At 52.8% G+C, this 15,001-nt stretch carries 17 protein-coding genes and 1 pseudogene; 12 read left to right on the top strand and 6 right to left on the bottom strand.

The features are described from left to right. Window positions 1-19 precede the first annotated feature (19 nt). Genes INT20_RS08250 through astB form a run of 4 tightly spaced genes read left to right on the top strand, consistent with a single transcriptional unit; the run spans window position 20 to window position 4,984 of the window. A complete protein-coding gene (locus INT20_RS08250; protein ID WP_193054782.1) occupies window positions 20-1,102 on the top strand; it encodes an arginine N-succinyltransferase in 1,083 nt (360 codons plus the stop codon). Next, window positions 1,102-2,130 (top strand): arginine N-succinyltransferase, encoded by a 1,029-nt coding sequence (gene astA, locus INT20_RS08245; RefSeq protein WP_087106373.1) that lies wholly within the window; start codon window positions 1,102-1,104, stop codon window positions 2,128-2,130. Before INT20_RS08250 ends, astA begins: the two co-directional genes overlap by 1 nt. A 17-nt stretch (window positions 2,131-2,147) precedes the next feature. Continuing rightward, on the top strand, window positions 2,148-3,620 hold the full coding sequence (gene astD / locus INT20_RS08240; RefSeq protein ID WP_193054863.1) for a succinylglutamate-semialdehyde dehydrogenase: 1,473 nt from the start codon (window positions 2,148-2,150) through the stop codon (window positions 3,618-3,620). After that, window positions 3,617-4,984: an N-succinylarginine dihydrolase gene (gene astB / locus INT20_RS08235; protein WP_287077661.1), complete on the top strand. Its 1,368-nt coding sequence runs from the start codon at window positions 3,617-3,619 to the stop codon at window positions 4,982-4,984. Before astD ends, astB begins: the two co-directional genes overlap by 4 nt. 45 nt (window positions 4,985-5,029) lie before the next feature. Here the strand turns inward: astB and INT20_RS08230 are convergent, their stop codons facing one another. Both INT20_RS08230 and INT20_RS08225 read right to left on the bottom strand, forming a co-directional pair. Beyond that, entirely contained in the window at window positions 5,030-5,626 is a 597-nt protein-coding gene (locus tag INT20_RS08230; protein ID WP_193054783.1) for a putative adenosine monophosphate-protein transferase Fic, read from the bottom strand. Continuing rightward, window positions 5,626-5,790: a YhfG family protein gene (locus INT20_RS08225; protein ID WP_193054784.1), complete on the bottom strand. Its 165-nt coding sequence runs from the start codon at window positions 5,788-5,790 to the stop codon at window positions 5,626-5,628. The genes INT20_RS08230 and INT20_RS08225 overlap by 1 nt, the downstream gene beginning before the upstream one ends. A 175-nt stretch (window positions 5,791-5,965) precedes the next feature. Here INT20_RS08225 and INT20_RS08220 point away from each other — a divergent pair, with 175 nt between their 5' ends. After that, complete coding sequence (locus INT20_RS08220; protein WP_193054785.1) at window positions 5,966-6,391, top strand: GNAT family N-acetyltransferase; 426 nt, start codon at window positions 5,966-5,968, stop codon at window positions 6,389-6,391. 30 nt (window positions 6,392-6,421) lie between these two features. On the opposite strand, the gene INT20_RS08215 is transcribed toward INT20_RS08220, so the two are convergent. Continuing rightward, a complete protein-coding gene (locus tag INT20_RS08215; RefSeq protein WP_193054786.1) occupies window positions 6,422-7,348 on the bottom strand; it encodes a DMT family transporter in 927 nt (308 codons plus the stop codon). 100 nt (window positions 7,349-7,448) lie between these two features. Between INT20_RS08215 and INT20_RS08210 the strand changes: the two genes are divergently transcribed. After that, window positions 7,449-7,946: a MarR family winged helix-turn-helix transcriptional regulator gene (locus tag INT20_RS08210; RefSeq protein WP_319022151.1), complete on the top strand. Its 498-nt coding sequence runs from the start codon at window positions 7,449-7,451 to the stop codon at window positions 7,944-7,946. 18 nt (window positions 7,947-7,964) lie between these two features. Here INT20_RS08210 and INT20_RS08205 read toward each other — a convergent pair whose 3' ends face one another. Beyond that, window positions 7,965-8,843, bottom strand: a complete 879-nt coding sequence (locus tag INT20_RS08205; protein WP_193054787.1) for a LysR family transcriptional regulator — start codon at window positions 8,841-8,843, stop codon at window positions 7,965-7,967. A gap of 88 nt (window positions 8,844-8,931) precedes the next feature. Between INT20_RS08205 and INT20_RS08200 the strand changes: the two genes are divergently transcribed. Together INT20_RS08200 and INT20_RS08195 are read left to right on the top strand one after the other, a co-directional pair. Then, complete coding sequence (locus tag INT20_RS08200; RefSeq protein WP_193054788.1) at window positions 8,932-9,684, top strand: NAD(P)H-dependent oxidoreductase; 753 nt, start codon at window positions 8,932-8,934, stop codon at window positions 9,682-9,684. Window positions 9,685-9,783: 99 nt separating this feature from the next. Beyond that, entirely contained in the window at window positions 9,784-10,233 is a 450-nt protein-coding gene (locus INT20_RS08195; RefSeq protein WP_193054789.1) for a GNAT family N-acetyltransferase, read from the top strand. A 90-nt stretch (window positions 10,234-10,323) separates the two neighbouring features. Here INT20_RS08195 and INT20_RS08190 read toward each other — a convergent pair whose 3' ends face one another. Next, entirely contained in the window at window positions 10,324-11,166 is an 843-nt protein-coding gene (locus INT20_RS08190) for a PhzF family phenazine biosynthesis protein (RefSeq protein WP_193054790.1), read from the bottom strand. Window positions 11,167-11,269: 103 nt separating this feature from the next. On the opposite strand from INT20_RS08190, the gene INT20_RS08185 reads away from it, so the two are divergent. Beyond that, entirely contained in the window at window positions 11,270-12,202 is a 933-nt protein-coding gene (locus INT20_RS08185) for a LysR substrate-binding domain-containing protein (protein WP_193054791.1), read from the top strand. 131 nt (window positions 12,203-12,333) lie between these two features. On the opposite strand, the pseudogene INT20_RS08180 reads toward INT20_RS08185, so the two are convergent. After that, window positions 12,334-12,985, bottom strand: a pseudogene (locus INT20_RS08180) (transposase). Window positions 12,986-13,368: 383 nt separating this feature from the next. Between INT20_RS08180 and INT20_RS08175 the strand changes: the two are divergent. The 3 genes from INT20_RS08175 to INT20_RS08165 all read left to right on the top strand — a co-directional run bounded on the left by INT20_RS08175 (window position 13,369) and on the right by INT20_RS08165 (window position 14,942). Then, a complete protein-coding gene (locus INT20_RS08175) occupies window positions 13,369-13,641 on the top strand; it encodes a GNAT family N-acetyltransferase (protein WP_226912097.1) in 273 nt (90 codons plus the stop codon). A gap of 6 nt (window positions 13,642-13,647) precedes the next feature. Beyond that, entirely contained in the window at window positions 13,648-14,376 is a 729-nt protein-coding gene (gene bluB, locus INT20_RS08170; protein ID WP_193054792.1) for a 5,6-dimethylbenzimidazole synthase, read from the top strand. A gap of 92 nt (window positions 14,377-14,468) precedes the next feature. Further along, the gene (locus tag INT20_RS08165; protein WP_193054793.1) at window positions 14,469-14,942 is read left to right on the top strand and encodes a GNAT family N-acetyltransferase; all 474 of its coding nucleotides are present in this window, start codon (window positions 14,469-14,471) and stop codon (window positions 14,940-14,942) included. Window positions 14,943-15,001 lie beyond the last annotated feature (59 nt).

Genomic DNA, 15,001 nt, shown 5'->3' with positions numbered 1-15,001 from the left:
GAGAGAGGGGGCGTCAAGCATGCTGGTCATTCGTCCGGTAAAAATGGCGGATCTCGAAGCGCTGGTCGTGTTGGCAGAGCATGCGACGCCCAAGCTTACCAACCTGCCCGCTAACCGCGAACGTTTAGAGGAGCGCATTGAGCGCTCCCTGGCGGCGTTTAATGATGAGATCGAGTTTCCGGGTAACGAGCACTACACCTTTGTGCTTGAAAATAGCGCGCTGGTGGATGAGGCGGGGCATGGTGAAATACTGGGAACGGCCACTATTCGTGCCCAGGCGGGCGCCAATGAGGCCTACTACACCTACCGCCAGGAAACGTTGATTCATGCATCTCAACAGCTCAACGTACGTCGCGAAGTACAAACCCTGGCGCTCTCTCATGAAGTTTCTGACGCTACGCTGCTGTGCGCGTATTCACTAAATCCGCGTTACAAGGGGACCAGCGCCGAAAGCCTGTTGCGGCGTGCTCGGCTGATGTTTATTGCCCAGTACCCCGAGCGCTTTTCGCGCATATTGGCCGTGGCGTTTCCCGGTTACCTGGATGCGCAGAACGAATCGCCCTTTTGGGAAAGTGTGGGCCACCACTTTTTTGCGCGCAGTTTTCACGATATCAACCACATCGCAGGTGTGCGCTCTAAAAGCTTTATTGCCGAGGTGATGCCTCAGTTCCCGCTCTATTTGCCGCTGTTGACGCCACCGGCCCGGGCGGCGATTGGCCGGGAGCATCCTGCGCATGAAGAAGCTTTGCAGGAGATGCTTGCCGAAGGCTTCGTGCGCTCGCGCCATGTGGACATTTTCGACGCGGGGCCGCTTGTGAAAGCCGAACGCGAGCGTTTGGCGACATTCAACCGTGCCGCTTGGCATCCGGTACGCCTTCGCCCGGACGAAACGCTTCCCGATGCCGAACCTGCCTTGATCGCTAATCAGGCGCTGGGTGATTTTCGCTGCATTGTCGCCCGTTACGCGCTTTCAGCCACTGGGCAACTGATGCTTTCAGAGGCGGATGCCAAACGCTTGGGAGTAGAGGAGGGGCGAGCTGTATTTGCCGCACCACTTACTCTGCCCAGCGCGGTGGATGCCTTTGATGAAGGAGAAATATGATGCGCATTCGTCCTATCGCCCGTGCAGATGTTGATGGGTTGCTGGCGCTTGCGCAGCAGGCGGGCGTGGGCTTTACCTCGCTGCCCAATAACCGAGAATTTCTGGCAGAAAAAATTGAAACGTCTGTCCGCGCGTTTGAAGAGCGTACCCCGGTTAACAATCGGCTCTACTTCTTTGTGCTGGAAGATGAGGCTAATGGCGAGCTGGCCGGCTGCTGTGCCATTGAAGGCCAGGTAGGGCACGAAGTGCCTTTTTATAACTATCGGTTGGGTACGTTGGCGCACTCGTCGGTACAGCTGGATTTACACCGCACCATCGATACGCTGTTTTTAAGCTCTGACCATACCGGCGATGCCGAAGTCTGCTCACTGTTTTTGCGCCCGGAATACCGGGGTGAGGCCAATAAACACCTGCGTAACGGTGCGCTGCTCTCCAAGGCGCGCTGGCTGTTTATTGCACAGTTTCGTGATCGTTTTCCTGAGAAAGTGCTCGCTGAAATGCGCGGCGTGTTCGATGAGCAGAACCGCAGCCCCTTCTGGGAGAGCCTGGGAAAACACTTTTTTCCCATGGATTTCAGTGAAGCCGACCGCTTGACCGGTCTTGGGCAGAAAAGCTTTATCGGTGAATTAATGCCGCGCTTTCCCATTTACACCACGTTTATGGCCGAGGAGGCGCGCGCGTGTATTGGTCAAGTGCATCGGCATACCCGGCCTGCCCTTGAAATGCTTAAAAAAGAGGGGCTGCGCTGGGAAGGCTATATCGATATTTTTGACGGTGGCCCGACGGTTGAAGCCTATATCGACGATGTGCGGGCTGTGCGCAATTCGCAGCTATATCACGTTGAAGTATCGACCAAGGCACCTGATGAGAGCGTTAGCCGCTGGTTGGCTGCGACCACCACCATGCAGGCCTTTACCGCCGCGTGGATAGGCCGTGCACCCACCCGCGATACGATTGTTTTAAGCCACACAGAAGCTGAGCGCCTAGGGGTTACCACAGGTGATGCCGTGCGGCTTCTGGAAACCTGAACAGGTAGGAGAGCATGATGCACGCCCAACAACAGCAGCTTATCAACGGCGCCTGGGTGAATGGCGCTGCAGCATCGTTTAGTAAGTTTGACCCCGTCTCAGGCGGGCTGCTCTGGCAAGGGGCATCAGCCAGTGATACGCAGGTTGAAGAAGCGGTAGCCGCTGCGCGTAAGGAGTTTCCAGAATGGGCAAAAACGCCCTTTAGCGAACGCCAGGCGTTGGTTGAGCGTTTTGCTGAGGTACTTAAATCGCGCAGTGAAGCGCTGGCTGTCGCCATTGCCTCTGAAACCGGCAAGCCGCTTTGGGAGGCGCGTACGGAAGCGGGCGCTATGGTGGGGAAAATAGCGCTCTCGCTCAAGGCGTACAAGGAGCGCACCGGCGAGCGCGAAAAAGCTGTAGGCAGTGCCAAAGCGGTGCTGCGCCACCGTCCGCATGGCGTGATGGCGGTGTTTGGCCCCTATAACTTCCCGGGCCACTTGCCTAATGGCCACATGGTGCCGGCTCTCTTGGCAGGTAACACGGTGGTCTTCAAACCGAGCGATCAAACACCGCTAACCGCGGACTTGGCGCTGCAGTGCTGGCAAGAAGCCGGGCTGCCTGCTGGCGTCATCAATCTTGTTCAAGGCGGTGTGCCGGTGGGGCAGGCACTCTCTGCACACCCTGGGATCGATGGCCTGCTGTTTACCGGCAGTGCAAAGGTTGGCGGCATGCTGCAACAGCAGTTTGCCGGGCAGCTGGATAAAATCCTCGCGCTGGAGCTTGGGGGCAACAATCCGCTGGTGGTCAAGGACGTGGATGATGAGCGCGCCGCCGTGCTGGCCATTTTGCAATCCGCCTTTCTGTCTGGCGGCCAGCGCTGCACTTGTGCACGCCGTTTAATCGTACCCCAGGGCGAGGTTGGCGACCGGCTAATTGACGCGCTTTCCGAAGCGATTGCCAGGCTTCATGTGGCCGGGCAGTTTGATGAGTCGCCCACACCGTTTTACGGCGGCCTGGTGAGTGTGGCGGCGGCTGATGGCCTGCTAAAAGCACAGGATGCGCTGGAGGCGTTGGGTGGCACGGTGATTAACCGTATGCAGCGTGTTAAAGACAATACCAGTCTGCTCACGCCTGCGTTAATCGACGTGACGGGCCTGGAAGTGCCTGACGAGGAGTACTTTGGCCCGTTATTGAAGGTGCACCGTTACCACGATTGGGACGAGGCGTTAACGCTTGCCAATAACACGCGCTATGGCCTCTCGGCGGGTTTGATTGGCGGCGAAAAGGCCGACTGGGACGATTTTCTGTTGCGCATCCGTGCGGGTATTGTGAACTGGAATCGCCAGACTACCGGGGCTTCGGGTGATGCGCCGTTCGGCGGCGTCGGCGACAGCGGCAACCATCGCCCCAGCGCGTACTATGCGGCGGACTACTGCGCCTATCCGGTGGCTTCCATGGAAGCCGAGGCGTTGGAGATGCCCGATACTCTGCCGCCGGGAGTTAGTCTGTGAGAATACCTGTGATCAGTAACGTTAGGGAAGTCAATTTCGACGGCCTGGTAGGCCCGACGCATAACTACTCAGGGCTCGCCGTAGGCAATGTGGCTTCCATGAGCCACGGCGGCCTTGAGTCCAATCCTAAAGAGGGGGCGCTACAAGGGCTTTTAAAAATGAAATCCTTGATGGAGGCAGGCTACGCCCAAGGTGTTCTGCCGCCTCAGCAGCGCCCGGATATCGGCGCGCTGCGCGACTTGGGTTTTAGCGGCAGCAATCATGATGTGCTGGCCCGTGCTGCCGCCGATGCACCGCAGCTGTTGCGGGCCGTTTGCTCGGCTTCCAGCATGTGGACGGCCAATGCGGGCACCGTTACCCCCAGCATCGACGCGCCGGACCGCCGGGTGCACTTCACTCCGGCCAACCTGCAATCAAGCTTTCATCGCTTTCTTGAGCCGCAAACCACGGGCCGTGTGCTGCAAGCCATTTTTCACAGCGAACAGCACTTCGCCCACCACCCAGTGCTGCCCGCCACGCCGGCGTTTTCCGATGAAGGTGCTGCCAATCATACTCGCCTGTGTGGTGAGTACGGTGAGCCGGGCGTTCATCTGTTTGTGTATGGCCGCCAAGCGTTTGGTGACGTGCGTAGCGGCGAGCGCGAGCCTGTTCGTTACCCCGCCCGCCAAACGTTGGAAGCCAGCCAAGCGGTAGCCCGCCAGCATGGGCTTGTTGAGTCGCAAACGGTATTTGCTCAGCAGCATCCGGACGCTATTGATGCGGGCGTATTTCATAACGACGTCATCGCCGTGGGCAACGGCCCCGTGCTGCTATATCACGAAATGGCTTTCCTGGACGAAGAGGGCACGCTCGACGAGCTGCGCCGCAAGATGACGACGCCCTTGATTCCTGTCCGCGTACCCATCGAAGCAGTGAGCCTGGAAGATGCAGTGGCGTCGTACCTGTTTAACTCGCAGCTGCTTTCCAACCCTGATGGCACCATGACGCTAGTCGTGCCCAGCGAATGTCAGGAACGTGAAGCCGTCTGGCGCACCGTTCAAGACTACCTGCTGGCAGGCAATAACCCCATCAGTGACGTGGTGGTGAAAGACGTCAAGCAAAGTATGCGCAACGGCGGCGGCCCCGCCTGCCTGCGCCTGCGCGTTGCTCTTTCAGAAGCCGAGCGCGCAGCACTGACCGGCCGCGTATTGCTCACCAATGATCTTTACGAAGACCTTACTGCTTGGGTCAACCGCCACTACCGGGATCGCTTGGCACCTGATGACCTCGCTGATCCGCAGTTGGCAGAAGAGTCGCTCAGCGCACTGGATGAGTTAACGCAGCTTCTGCAAATAGGGTCGGTTTACCCGTTTCAGTTGGGGTAGGGGGTAAGGCAGAAATAAAGTAGAGCGTCAGGCATTACCCTGACGTTAGCCTGTCAGAGGTGAGCCGATGCAGCGCTCAAAAATGGATGCTAACGGTTGATAGTCGCAATAGTAGCTGGCGATATTGGCCGCTATCCATTCATTCTGCTCGAGTGGGTGCCATGAAAGGTGATAGCCACAGTTGATGATGAGATGTTCAAAGAGTAATCGCTGTGCGCGACCGTTACCTTCTCTAAAGGGATGAACAACGTTTAAATCACCATACAATTCAGCGCACGCCGGTATGAGTTCTGCTTTCTCAAGCTGAATAAAATAATCGTGTTCTGCAAGTTTGGTAAACAGCTTTTCAGCTTCGGGAATGATGCGATTAACGTGGCAAAATCGCGTATCGCCTTTGGCTATATCAATAGTGCGCACACTACCTGCCCAATCATAGAGGTCATGGAATAGCTGATGATGAAGGTGTTTCAAGTACGCAAAATTATAGGGTGGCTGCAAAAACTCAATGCTATCCGCGTTAATAAGCGATAGATCGCGCTCCGCTTCTTCAAGCTCAGCCGTGTCGGAAATGTCCAGCTTATTACGCAAGATATCAGTGCCGGGATAGCAATAAGGGTCTTGGCCGACGCCGTACTTATCCATTAGCAATTTTTATATTTTGTATATTTAACTAATACATCGGTTTTATTGGTTTTAGACGCCTGAGAATCAACGATAATCCCTTCCAGTGCCATGCTCGCCTGGTAATTTGAACGCCTGACCTGTGCATAATAGCGGCGCTTTGCTTCCAAAGAGACGTTGTTCATACTCCCTCCTTCGTTATTTATCTACGCTACTGCCTAGTATAGCGGATTAAGGGGGCGGTTCTCACCTTAACAGCGGAGTCATATTGTAAACCGCTGGCAACGTAATGATTTATGATGTCAGCTTCTCCAGGAACAACATTCGCAACAGGTGCCGACAGGAGCGCCGGGAGTAAATATGGAGCCGCTCATTCAGCCGACTAACAATAAGGATTATGCAGAGCAACTGATCCGCCAGAATATGTCCGGCTACTATGAACAGCTGGATATGCACTGGGACAGCGCTTTGTTTGAAAATGAGTGGCGCACCCTAGAGAGCTATCAGTTGGTCATCAATACGCACCCGGTGGGCTTGCTGTGTATCAACCAGGCTACCGAGGCTTGCTATATTCGCGAGCTGCAAATCGCGCCGCAGTGGCAGCGTCAGGGTTTTGGTACGGCAGCCATTCACCATATGGTACACAGGGCGCGGCAATCGAATATCGATACGCTGCGCCTTCGGGTGTTCTGCATTAATCCTGCCGTCGCGCTCTATGAACGCATGGGCTTTCACATTCGTAAAACGGAAGGCAATACTCACTACATGGAACGGCGTATTGTTTAAGTGATACCTGCCAGATATGCCTTTGTTTATTTAGGAAATTTGCCTGGCTTTGCCGATGTTAAGCAGAGCGATACCTGTGCCTATCAGCAGGGCGCCGGGTAGTAAGCCCTCCGGCGCGGCTTCTCCTTGGAGCACTATCGCCACCGGAACGCCAACCACGGCGCCGACGGAACCCAACAGGCTGAGAAGCACTGGCCCGCCGGTTTTCTGAAGCAGGAATAGCAGTAAAAACTGGCCTGCAAATACCATTGATTGAAGGGCAATTAGGAGAAGTGGAAGGCGTTGCCCACTTGGAATACCAAGCGAAAATCCAGGCAGCAGGCTGACGCTGAACAGAAGGGCTGCCGCAGCGACTAGCATACCGGGCGCAAGAGCGTCGCCTGAGACACCCGCTGGCCAGCGCAACGTTCGGTAAAGATTGCCGATGGCCAACAGTACCGGCCCCGCCAACGCCAGCAAAATCCACACATAGTCGGCATCAGGCGCGGAAAGTTTGTGAGCTGCCAAAGTGACGGCGCCCGCAAGCGCTGACATAACGCCTATCGCCCGCGTCATCTGAAAGCGTTCCAGCTTTACTATCAGCGCACCAACGTAGGTAAGCAACGGCGGCAATGTAATCACAAGGGCGACAAAACCTGCGCCAATATGCGGAATGGCCGAGAAGAAAATCAGGTTAGAACCCGCCACGCCGATAAAGGCCGAAACCAGGTAATACTCAAGCGTACGACCCGTGACAGGCGGCAAATTGCTGCGTAGTGCTGCTACGACCAGCAGAATTAAAGCCGCGCCAGTAATCGACCAAAATAGAAAGGCGAGAGGCGACAGCTGCGCATCACCGGCCAGTTTGGCCACGTTGGTCGAAAGTCCCAGCAGCGCGCCACCTGCCAAAAGATAGATAAATGCGGCAAGTCGCTTCTGTTTGGGAAGTGCCCCTGATCTTGCCTTGGATGGTTGCATAGTGTGGCTCTTGTGGTTGATCTTTAATATGATTCTCAAAATAGCTTGACGTCAAGGTATATGGCTTTTTACCTTGACGTCAAGCTAAAAAGCGGTAAGCATGAACCCCATGGATCATGTCGATAAAATACTCACACAGTGGCAGCAACAGCGGCCCGACTTGAACGTGGCCCCAATGGGCACGCTGGGCCGACTCAAACGACTGAATCATAGCGTGATGCGGCGCATGGAGCAGACGTGGGCGGCGTACGGCCTTAACGACTCAAGCTTTGACGTACTGGCCACGCTGCGCCGTGAAGGCCCACCTTACGCGCTTTCTCCCAGCGACTTAATGGCCTCCACCATGGTGACGTCCGGCACCATGACACATCGGCTTCAGCAGTTGGAAAAAGCGGAGTTGATTGAGCGTGTCAAAAACCCCGCCGACGGGCGAGGATTTCTGATTTCGCTATCTGAGAAAGGGTTTGCGTTAATTGATGAAGCCGTTGCTGCTCATGTGGCGACACAGGAAGAGCTGGTCAGTGGTTTGAGTGATGACCAGCGGGCGCAGCTTGATGAACTGCTCAAGCAGTTTTTGGCAGGGCTTGAGCCAATATAAGGCGTATTAGCTGTTTGGTTAGTCTGTCTGCTCGCGCACTGCTTCCGTTATCGCTTTCATGAAAACCTGCACTCTGGCCGCATAGCGCAAATCGGGGTGAGTCAGGAACCAGAGCTGGGTAGTCAGTTCTTCCACTGGCTTGGTAAGCCTGATTAGCTCCTCGTCACTATCCCCAAGGTAGCAAGGAAGTACCGCGATACCTGCTCCCTGACGCACTGCCAGTTGTATTCCCAGCATGCTATCTAATTTGTAGCCCGTGCTTTTACCCATCATCCATTTTTCGAGCGTTGCGTCGCCCATATGCGTATCTGGCCCTATCCAGCTTTCACCGTCGAGCGATGTAGGATCCAGCGGTACAGGTGCCATTTGCCAACGGTTTTTCTGGCCGTAAATGGCTAAGCGGATATCGCTTAGCTTGCGGCCTACAAGAGTTTCCGGTGGGCTGAGTGTCGGTCGAATGGCAATGTCCGCTTCTCTTCGCGATAGGCTTTGCAACTGGTTTGAGATCACCACTTCCAGCGTAATATCAGGATACTGTTGACGAAACTTTGTTAATAGAGGGCATAGCCATCCTGCAAAAAGCGTGTCGGTAGTGGTGATGCGAAGGCTTCCACAAAGCTTCAGATCTTGCCCAATAAGGCGGCGTTCAGCGCTATCAACCTCTATTTGAACACACGTTGCCGTTGCCGCCAGATCTTCTCCTGCCAGTGTCGGGGTATAGCCATGCCGATGACGCTCAAACAAAGTGACGTTCAGGCGTTTTTCAATCGCGTTGAGACGGCGAAATACGGTGGCGTGGCTGATACGCAGGTGCCGGCTGGCGCCGGATAAAGAGCCTGTTTGAGCGATAGCCAATATCACTTGAAGATCGTCCCACTTTAGCTGCTGTTCATTCATGCAAAGTTAATTCTCATAATTAGGGGGTTTTTGAGCAAATATGAACAGGGTAGCCTGTCATTCAATCCAGCGACAGGTGTGAAGCTTCATGAACGCATTGATTGTCACGGCTCACCCAGAGCCACATTCGTTTAATGGTGGGTTGGTCGATACCGCCGTCAATCAATTGAAAAAAGCAGGGCATTCGGTTGATGTGGATGATCTTTATGCTGAACGCTTCAACGCGATAGAGCACGCCGAACACTATTCCCAACGAGTTGATCAAGACTATTTCGCACCACTAGATGAGCAGCGCCATCATCACAAAAATGCAGCACTGCCCGCGGATATCCAGCGCGAGTTGGCAAGGCTGGAGTGGGCCGATCTGGTGATCTTTCAGTTCCCGCTATGGTGGCATGCACAGCCTGCTGTACTAAAAGGATGGTTTGATCGGGTATTGGTTTATGGCGGGCGCTACACAAGTCGCATGCGTTACGATCAAGGTTACTTTAAAGGTAAACGCGCCATGCTGTCGGTGACCGCAGGCTCACCGGAAGCCGCTTTTCAACCCTTTGGCCGGGCGGGCAATATGGCGGCCTGGCTATGGCCCATTCACTCATCGCTTTATTACGTAGGGTTTGACGTACTGGCGCCTCAACTGAGTTACGGCGTGCAGGGTGGCGGCATTAAGTATCAGAATGAGGAAGCTCTACGCAAACATCTCAATGTCTGTAAACAGCGCTGGGCCGAGCGTCTAACGCACTGGGAGCGTGAAAAGCCGATACCGTTTGCTGGATGGGAAGACTGGGATGAAGAAGGCATGCTAAGTAAAACGGCACCTCTTCGCTGGCGGCTAGGCTAGGTACATATACTGGGCGATGTCCGTGCTAAAGGCTTCGCTACTTAATCTTGTGTACACTTGGCGTTCGCAAAATAACGCCACGGGTAAAAGGTAGCTGGTATGTCCTTGGATTTTCGCTGGTCACGGTTTGATGAGCTCAGCACGCGCGAATTTTATGAAATCGTAAAGGCACGCATAGCGGTGTTTGTGGTGGAACAGCGGTGTGCCTATCAGGAAGTTGATGAGCTGGACCCGCTTGCCTGGCATCTTTCCGCAACGGTTGATGGTCAGCTCGCGGCGTATATCCGAGTAGTGGGGCCGGGTGATAAGTTTTCTGAGCCCTCAATTGGCCGGGTGATGACCCTTAAGGCTTTTCGAGGGCATCAGTATGGCCGAGCGCTTATGGGCGAGGCGATTCGTTTTACCGAGCAAACCTATCCTGGTATGGGCATTAAGATCGGCGCACAAGTCTATTTAAACGCTTTCTACGAGTCGTTTGGGTTCGAGCGCATCAGTGAGCCCTACGATGAAGACGGCATACCACATATTGATATGGCAAAACCGCGATAATACCTGTTGCTATCGACCGCTCTGTTCCGTCTCGAAGATGGTGTTGCTGGGTATCGCTGGAGCAACATCACCGTAGGGCTGCGTAGTAGACTATTGAGTAGTAATCTCTACGGCTGTGCCAGCCACTACGACTCCTCCTTGCACTGGTACTTCAACTTGCAGAAGACTTAACCGTCCCATTTCTTCACCCTGCTTTATAAGAAATTTCTCAGGAGCGTTAATCAGCTTGGCTTCGCGTAGATATCCTCCTAGCGCTGCAGCCGCAGCTCCAGTCGCCGGGTCTTCTACTACGCCACCGACTGGAAAGGGGTTTCGCGAATGGAAAAGGTTATTACTCTCGCGGAAAACAAGCTGTAGCGTTGTTAGCCCTTCTCGTAACATCAGAGATTTCAGCTCATTAAAATCGTAATCAAGTTGACTTAATGTGTGTCGAGAACCAACTGCCAGCACAAGATGCCATGCTCCTCCATAGGCTAAAGCTGGAGGGATAGATGGATCCATTTTGTCAAGAGACCAATTAAGCCGTTCTAATACCTCATTAACAAGCTCTACAGGAGCAGGCCTATGGTCAGGTTCAACTGAGGTTAACGCTGCCTGAATTTGACCATCGATCATATCGACTTTCACTGGCACGCGCCCCACCGATGTATTCAGTTGATAAATGCCCATACCACTTAAGCGGCCCAGCATTACGGCGCTTGCAATCGTTGCATGCCCACAAAAGCTAACTTCTGCCAGTGGGCTATAGTAACGAATAGTTCTAACTTCTCCTGTTGATGGTGCAATAAATGCTGTTTCCGAGTATCCAACCTCTGCAGCGATATTTTGCATTTCCTTTTTTTTAGGTAGCTCATCTCCAATCCATACTCCTGCAGGGTTACCACCAGAAGGAACATCAGAAAAGGCAGTTAATCGATATAACAGGCTACTCATGAGGCTTTTCCTCTTGAAGGTGGGGAAGGTAGTATCATTTTGACGTCAAAAAAAATAATGGAAACTTCTTTTTTCTCACCTATAGGGTTACTAAAATTTAGCCATGAGTAGTGTCAATTTCCCTCCTTTAAACGCTCTTCGCGCCTTTGAAACTGCTGCACGATTAGGCAGCTTTGCCTCTGCTGCTCAGGAGCTTAACCTGACACCAGCCGCTGTTAGCCACCGTATAAAAGAGCTGGAAAGTAGGCTCGATATTTTGTTATTTGTACGTCAACCCCGTGGAGTAGTTCTGACAAATGCAGGACGTCGTTACTATGAGCGTTTATCGAGTATTTTTACCCAAATCGAACGAGCAACAAAAGAGCTTAGACAGGAGGGGATTGATGGTCTGTTGACGCTATCAGCACCTTCTTCTTTTATCCGTTGCTGGCTGATTCCGCGGCTTGCAAGCTTCCAGGCTCTTTATCCTGGTCTGCAACTGAAGTTGCGCGGTGAAAGTGATTTATTGAGCTTTCGAAATAATCAGGCAGATATTGGAATTCGTTTTGGTACAGGTAACTACCCAAACCTACATACTGAACAGCTAATGAGCGATGCCGTGACGATACTGGCTCCTTCAAAACGAGTAAGCGGCCTTCGCGATATTCGTCCTGAAAGTTTATTGCGTACTCAGTTTTTGTTGGAAGATAGTAGTATTCAACCAACAGAACCCTGGAATACATGGCAGCCTTGGCTCCGTGAAATTGGGGTTGAGTTTCATCCATCCCTACGTAAATTACAGTTTTCTGACAGTAATCTGACCTTGGCAGCCTGTGCTGAGGGGCTTGGCCTTTGTATCGGGCGTTACTCTATTGTTAGTCAGCTTATTTTGGATAGAACAGTACAAGCAATTATGCCATGGCGTATACATGAGTTTGCCTATTATCTAGTTTTAAATCCGGCTGAAGTTGAAAATCTTCGTGTTATCGCATTTAAGCAGTGGTTAATGGGGCAGGTTGAAAGTTTTGAAAGTATGCGCGCAGATAATAATATTTGAAAAAAACAGCTATATTTATTTGGATGACGAAAATATAGGGCCAGGTTATTGATTTGTCTAAAAGTTAAAAACGTTGTTGGGTATGTGGGGGTATCCTGCATCTCTATAAAAGCGTGTCGCATACTAATTGCTTATTCAAAACTAATCGTGCGGTCAGTTTCATAGCTATCCAATAGCCGGTGTGTACCTCTTCACAGAGGTGGCCAAATAAAAGGTAAGCACTCAACGGCAGCCATGCGTACTTCATCTAACGCCACAGTATCCCAACCAGACTCAGCTCCGGCGAGTAGGCCGACAGGTAAAATAGATGCATACGGTGTGACATCCACTCTATTATCTTTCGCCGAAGGCCTGCGAGCGATGCATGCTGGCATTTTCGAGCAACACAACAGCGAAGGTATCCGGTTTTTCTGTACGTCAAACGCTTCGATAACCGTCTCGGAGGTCACCGATACGGTAGTGGTTCGGTAGATTTGTTTTCCAGTGCGGCTGAGGAATCCCAATGTGTTCAGACTTCGGCCGGGTGAGTGGACGGTCACCTCAAAGGGCTGTTCGATAGGGCTCCACGCATAGGGTATCGATGACGATTGTGAAAGCCGGACTCACCAAAGTAATAGAACTCATGCTCACCCAGGTTTGTTTTAGCCATCGTGATATGGCGTCGCGGCGAACCTGTAGTATCTGGCTGATTTGACTAATTGTATGACCCTGATTGCTCAGCAGGATGGCATGCGCACGACGGCGTAGTGCATGTTTCTCACTGTAGTGGTAGGCGGAAGACAGTGCGCTCTATTCAGGGTCAGTAAGCGGAGCAATGAAGCGTTTTAACATGGCTTCATCCGTGATAGCTACCTGACAACACGACACTTCAGATCAAGCACTTAGTACAGAACAATTGCTGCTTGATTCTCGTTCAGCGTGTAAAATGTTAACAAAGTTAAGCGTTTGTTGTTAGGTGGCTTTTCTTGTTGGCAAAACTATTAACGCTGCACCCATTTTATTCAGGCTAGTAACTACTTATTTATGAGAACCTTTGATCCACAACATTATGTTTTAGCTGGTCGCGGCTGGATGAATTAAGTACGTACGTTTTTTATGACATCGTAAGGGCACGTGAAGCGGTGTTAGTGGTGGAGCAGTAATGTGTCTATTAAGAGGTTGATGATTTGGATCCGCTTGCTAGGTATCTTTCCGCTACGGTTGATGGCCTGCTTGTGGCGTATATCCGGGTGGGGCGGCCGGGTGGTAAATTCGCTGAGCCTTCTATTGGATGGGTGATGACACTTAAGGCTTTCCGGGGCCGCCAATATAGCCGGGCGTTTATGAGCGAAGCTATCCGTTTCACCGAAAAAAACTATCCTGGCATGGGCATCAGTGAGCCCTACGATGAGGACGGCATACCGAATATTGATATGATCAAACCCGCCGCCCACGCTTAAACCAAAATGCGAGAGGAGTTGATACCCGTGACCGCTTCAGATGCCTGCTTTTCAGAGAGTGAACGCCACGGGCTTTATCGTGCCATTTATGAGCGCCGTGATGTGCGTTCACAGTTTCTTCCTGACCCGATTCCCGCTGACGTGCTGGCGCGTCTATTGCAGGCTGCCCACCATGCGCCTTCGGTAGGGTTCATGCAGCCCTGGGATTTTATGGTCATTGAAGGTGACGAGGTCAGGGCGTCTATCCTTGCGTTATTTGAGCAGGAAAACCAGAAAGCCGCTGAGCGTTTTGAGGGTGAGCGTAATGATCTTTACCGTAGCCTCAAGCTTCAAGGGATTGTCGAAAGCCCGCTGAATCTATGCATCACCTGCGACCGCAGCCGGGGTGGACCACACGTGCTAGGCCGCAACAGTATTGTCGAAACTGACTTGTTCAGCACGTGCCTAGCGGTGCAAAACCTGTGGTTGGCTGCGCGGGCCGAAGGGGTTGGCGTTGGCTGGGTAAGTATTATTGATCAGGCTCAGTTAAGTGCCGCCTTGAACCTGCCTGAACACGTATATCCCGTGGCCTATCTATGCCTTGGCTATGTCAGCGAGTTTCTGGATCAGCCGGAGCTTGAAGCCAAAGGCTGGCGCTCCAGGCTACCGTTAAGTGAGTTGGTACATGGCGATAGCTGGGGGAAGCTGCTTGAGAATGGTCCTCTTGATGCGCTGCTGCGCGATTCGTCACGCTAATCGCCGCAGGTGCGAGCTTTTGCATGATGGTGCGAGGTGGGCTACAGGATTGCCGTGACGGTGTTAATTTCAGCAAAATAAGGTAAATAGTGATGCGGGACACCACTATCCAGCGACTTAGCGCAGATAGTCCTCATCTTCCCACCGTAGTGCGCTGGACGTTTGCAGCGTGGGGGAATTTATACCCAGGGCTAACGCTAGAAGAAGCCATTGATGACACAATGTCTGAGTGCGGTATCTTAGGTGTACCCTCCGTATTTATTGCTTTGCAAGACGACGTACCTGTCGGCACTGCCTGCTTAATTGACGATGATATGAGCATTCGGCGCGAATTAACGCCGTGGCTGGCCTCTGTTTTCGTAGCGCCTGAGTGGCGCGGGCAGGGTGTTGCTTCCGCGCTGGTGCAACGCGTGGAGGCAGAAGTGCGCAATAGCGGTATTCACCAATGTTATCTCTATACCCCTGACCAGCAGTCGCTTTATCAGCGGCTAGGTTGGCAAGCGATAGAAACGCTTGAATACCGAGGCGAAACCGTGACGCTCATGCGACGCCTCTTAACGGAGTAAAGACGTTGATGACGCAGTGGACGCGGAGTGTACTACTTCGGTACCGTCGCACGCTGCCG

This window comes from Halomonas citrativorans, assembly GCF_014898005.1.
In the GTDB taxonomy this organism is placed as follows: Bacteria; Pseudomonadota; Gammaproteobacteria; order Pseudomonadales; family Halomonadaceae; genus Vreelandella; species Vreelandella citrativorans.
This window is presented reverse-complemented; position numbering and strand designations above follow the sequence as displayed.

Bases quoted from the DNA above. Each gene is read 5' to 3' on its own strand.
- INT20_RS08250 (WP_193054782.1), top strand. From the start codon at position 20: ATGCTGGTCATTCGTCCGGTAAAAATGGCGGATCTCGAAGCGCTGGTC.
- astA (WP_087106373.1), top strand. From the start codon at position 1,102: ATGCGCATTCGTCCTATCGCCCGTGCAGATGTTGATGGGTTGCTGGCG.
- astD (WP_193054863.1), top strand. From the start codon at position 2,148: ATGCACGCCCAACAACAGCAGCTTATCAACGGCGCCTGGGTGAATGGC.
- INT20_RS08230 (WP_193054783.1), bottom strand. From the start codon at position 5,626: ATGGATAAGTACGGCGTCGGCCAAGACCCTTATTGCTATCCCGGCACT.
- INT20_RS08225 (WP_193054784.1), bottom strand. From the start codon at position 5,790: ATGAACAACGTCTCTTTGGAAGCAAAGCGCCGCTATTATGCACAGGTC.
- INT20_RS08220 (WP_193054785.1), top strand. From the start codon at position 5,966: ATGGAGCCGCTCATTCAGCCGACTAACAATAAGGATTATGCAGAGCAA.
- INT20_RS08215 (WP_193054786.1), bottom strand. From the start codon at position 7,348: ATGCAACCATCCAAGGCAAGATCAGGGGCACTTCCCAAACAGAAGCGA.
- INT20_RS08210 (WP_319022151.1), top strand. From the start codon at position 7,449: ATGAACCCCATGGATCATGTCGATAAAATACTCACACAGTGGCAGCAA.
- INT20_RS08205 (WP_193054787.1), bottom strand. From the start codon at position 8,843: ATGAATGAACAGCAGCTAAAGTGGGACGATCTTCAAGTGATATTGGCT.
- INT20_RS08200 (WP_193054788.1), top strand. From the start codon at position 8,932: ATGAACGCATTGATTGTCACGGCTCACCCAGAGCCACATTCGTTTAAT.
- INT20_RS08195 (WP_193054789.1), top strand. From the start codon at position 9,784: ATGTCCTTGGATTTTCGCTGGTCACGGTTTGATGAGCTCAGCACGCGC.
- INT20_RS08190 (WP_193054790.1), bottom strand. From the start codon at position 11,166: ATGAGTAGCCTGTTATATCGATTAACTGCCTTTTCTGATGTTCCTTCT.
- INT20_RS08185 (WP_193054791.1), top strand. From the start codon at position 11,270: ATGAGTAGTGTCAATTTCCCTCCTTTAAACGCTCTTCGCGCCTTTGAA.
- bluB (WP_193054792.1), top strand. From the start codon at position 13,648: ATGCGAGAGGAGTTGATACCCGTGACCGCTTCAGATGCCTGCTTTTCA.
- INT20_RS08165 (WP_193054793.1), top strand. From the start codon at position 14,469: ATGCGGGACACCACTATCCAGCGACTTAGCGCAGATAGTCCTCATCTT.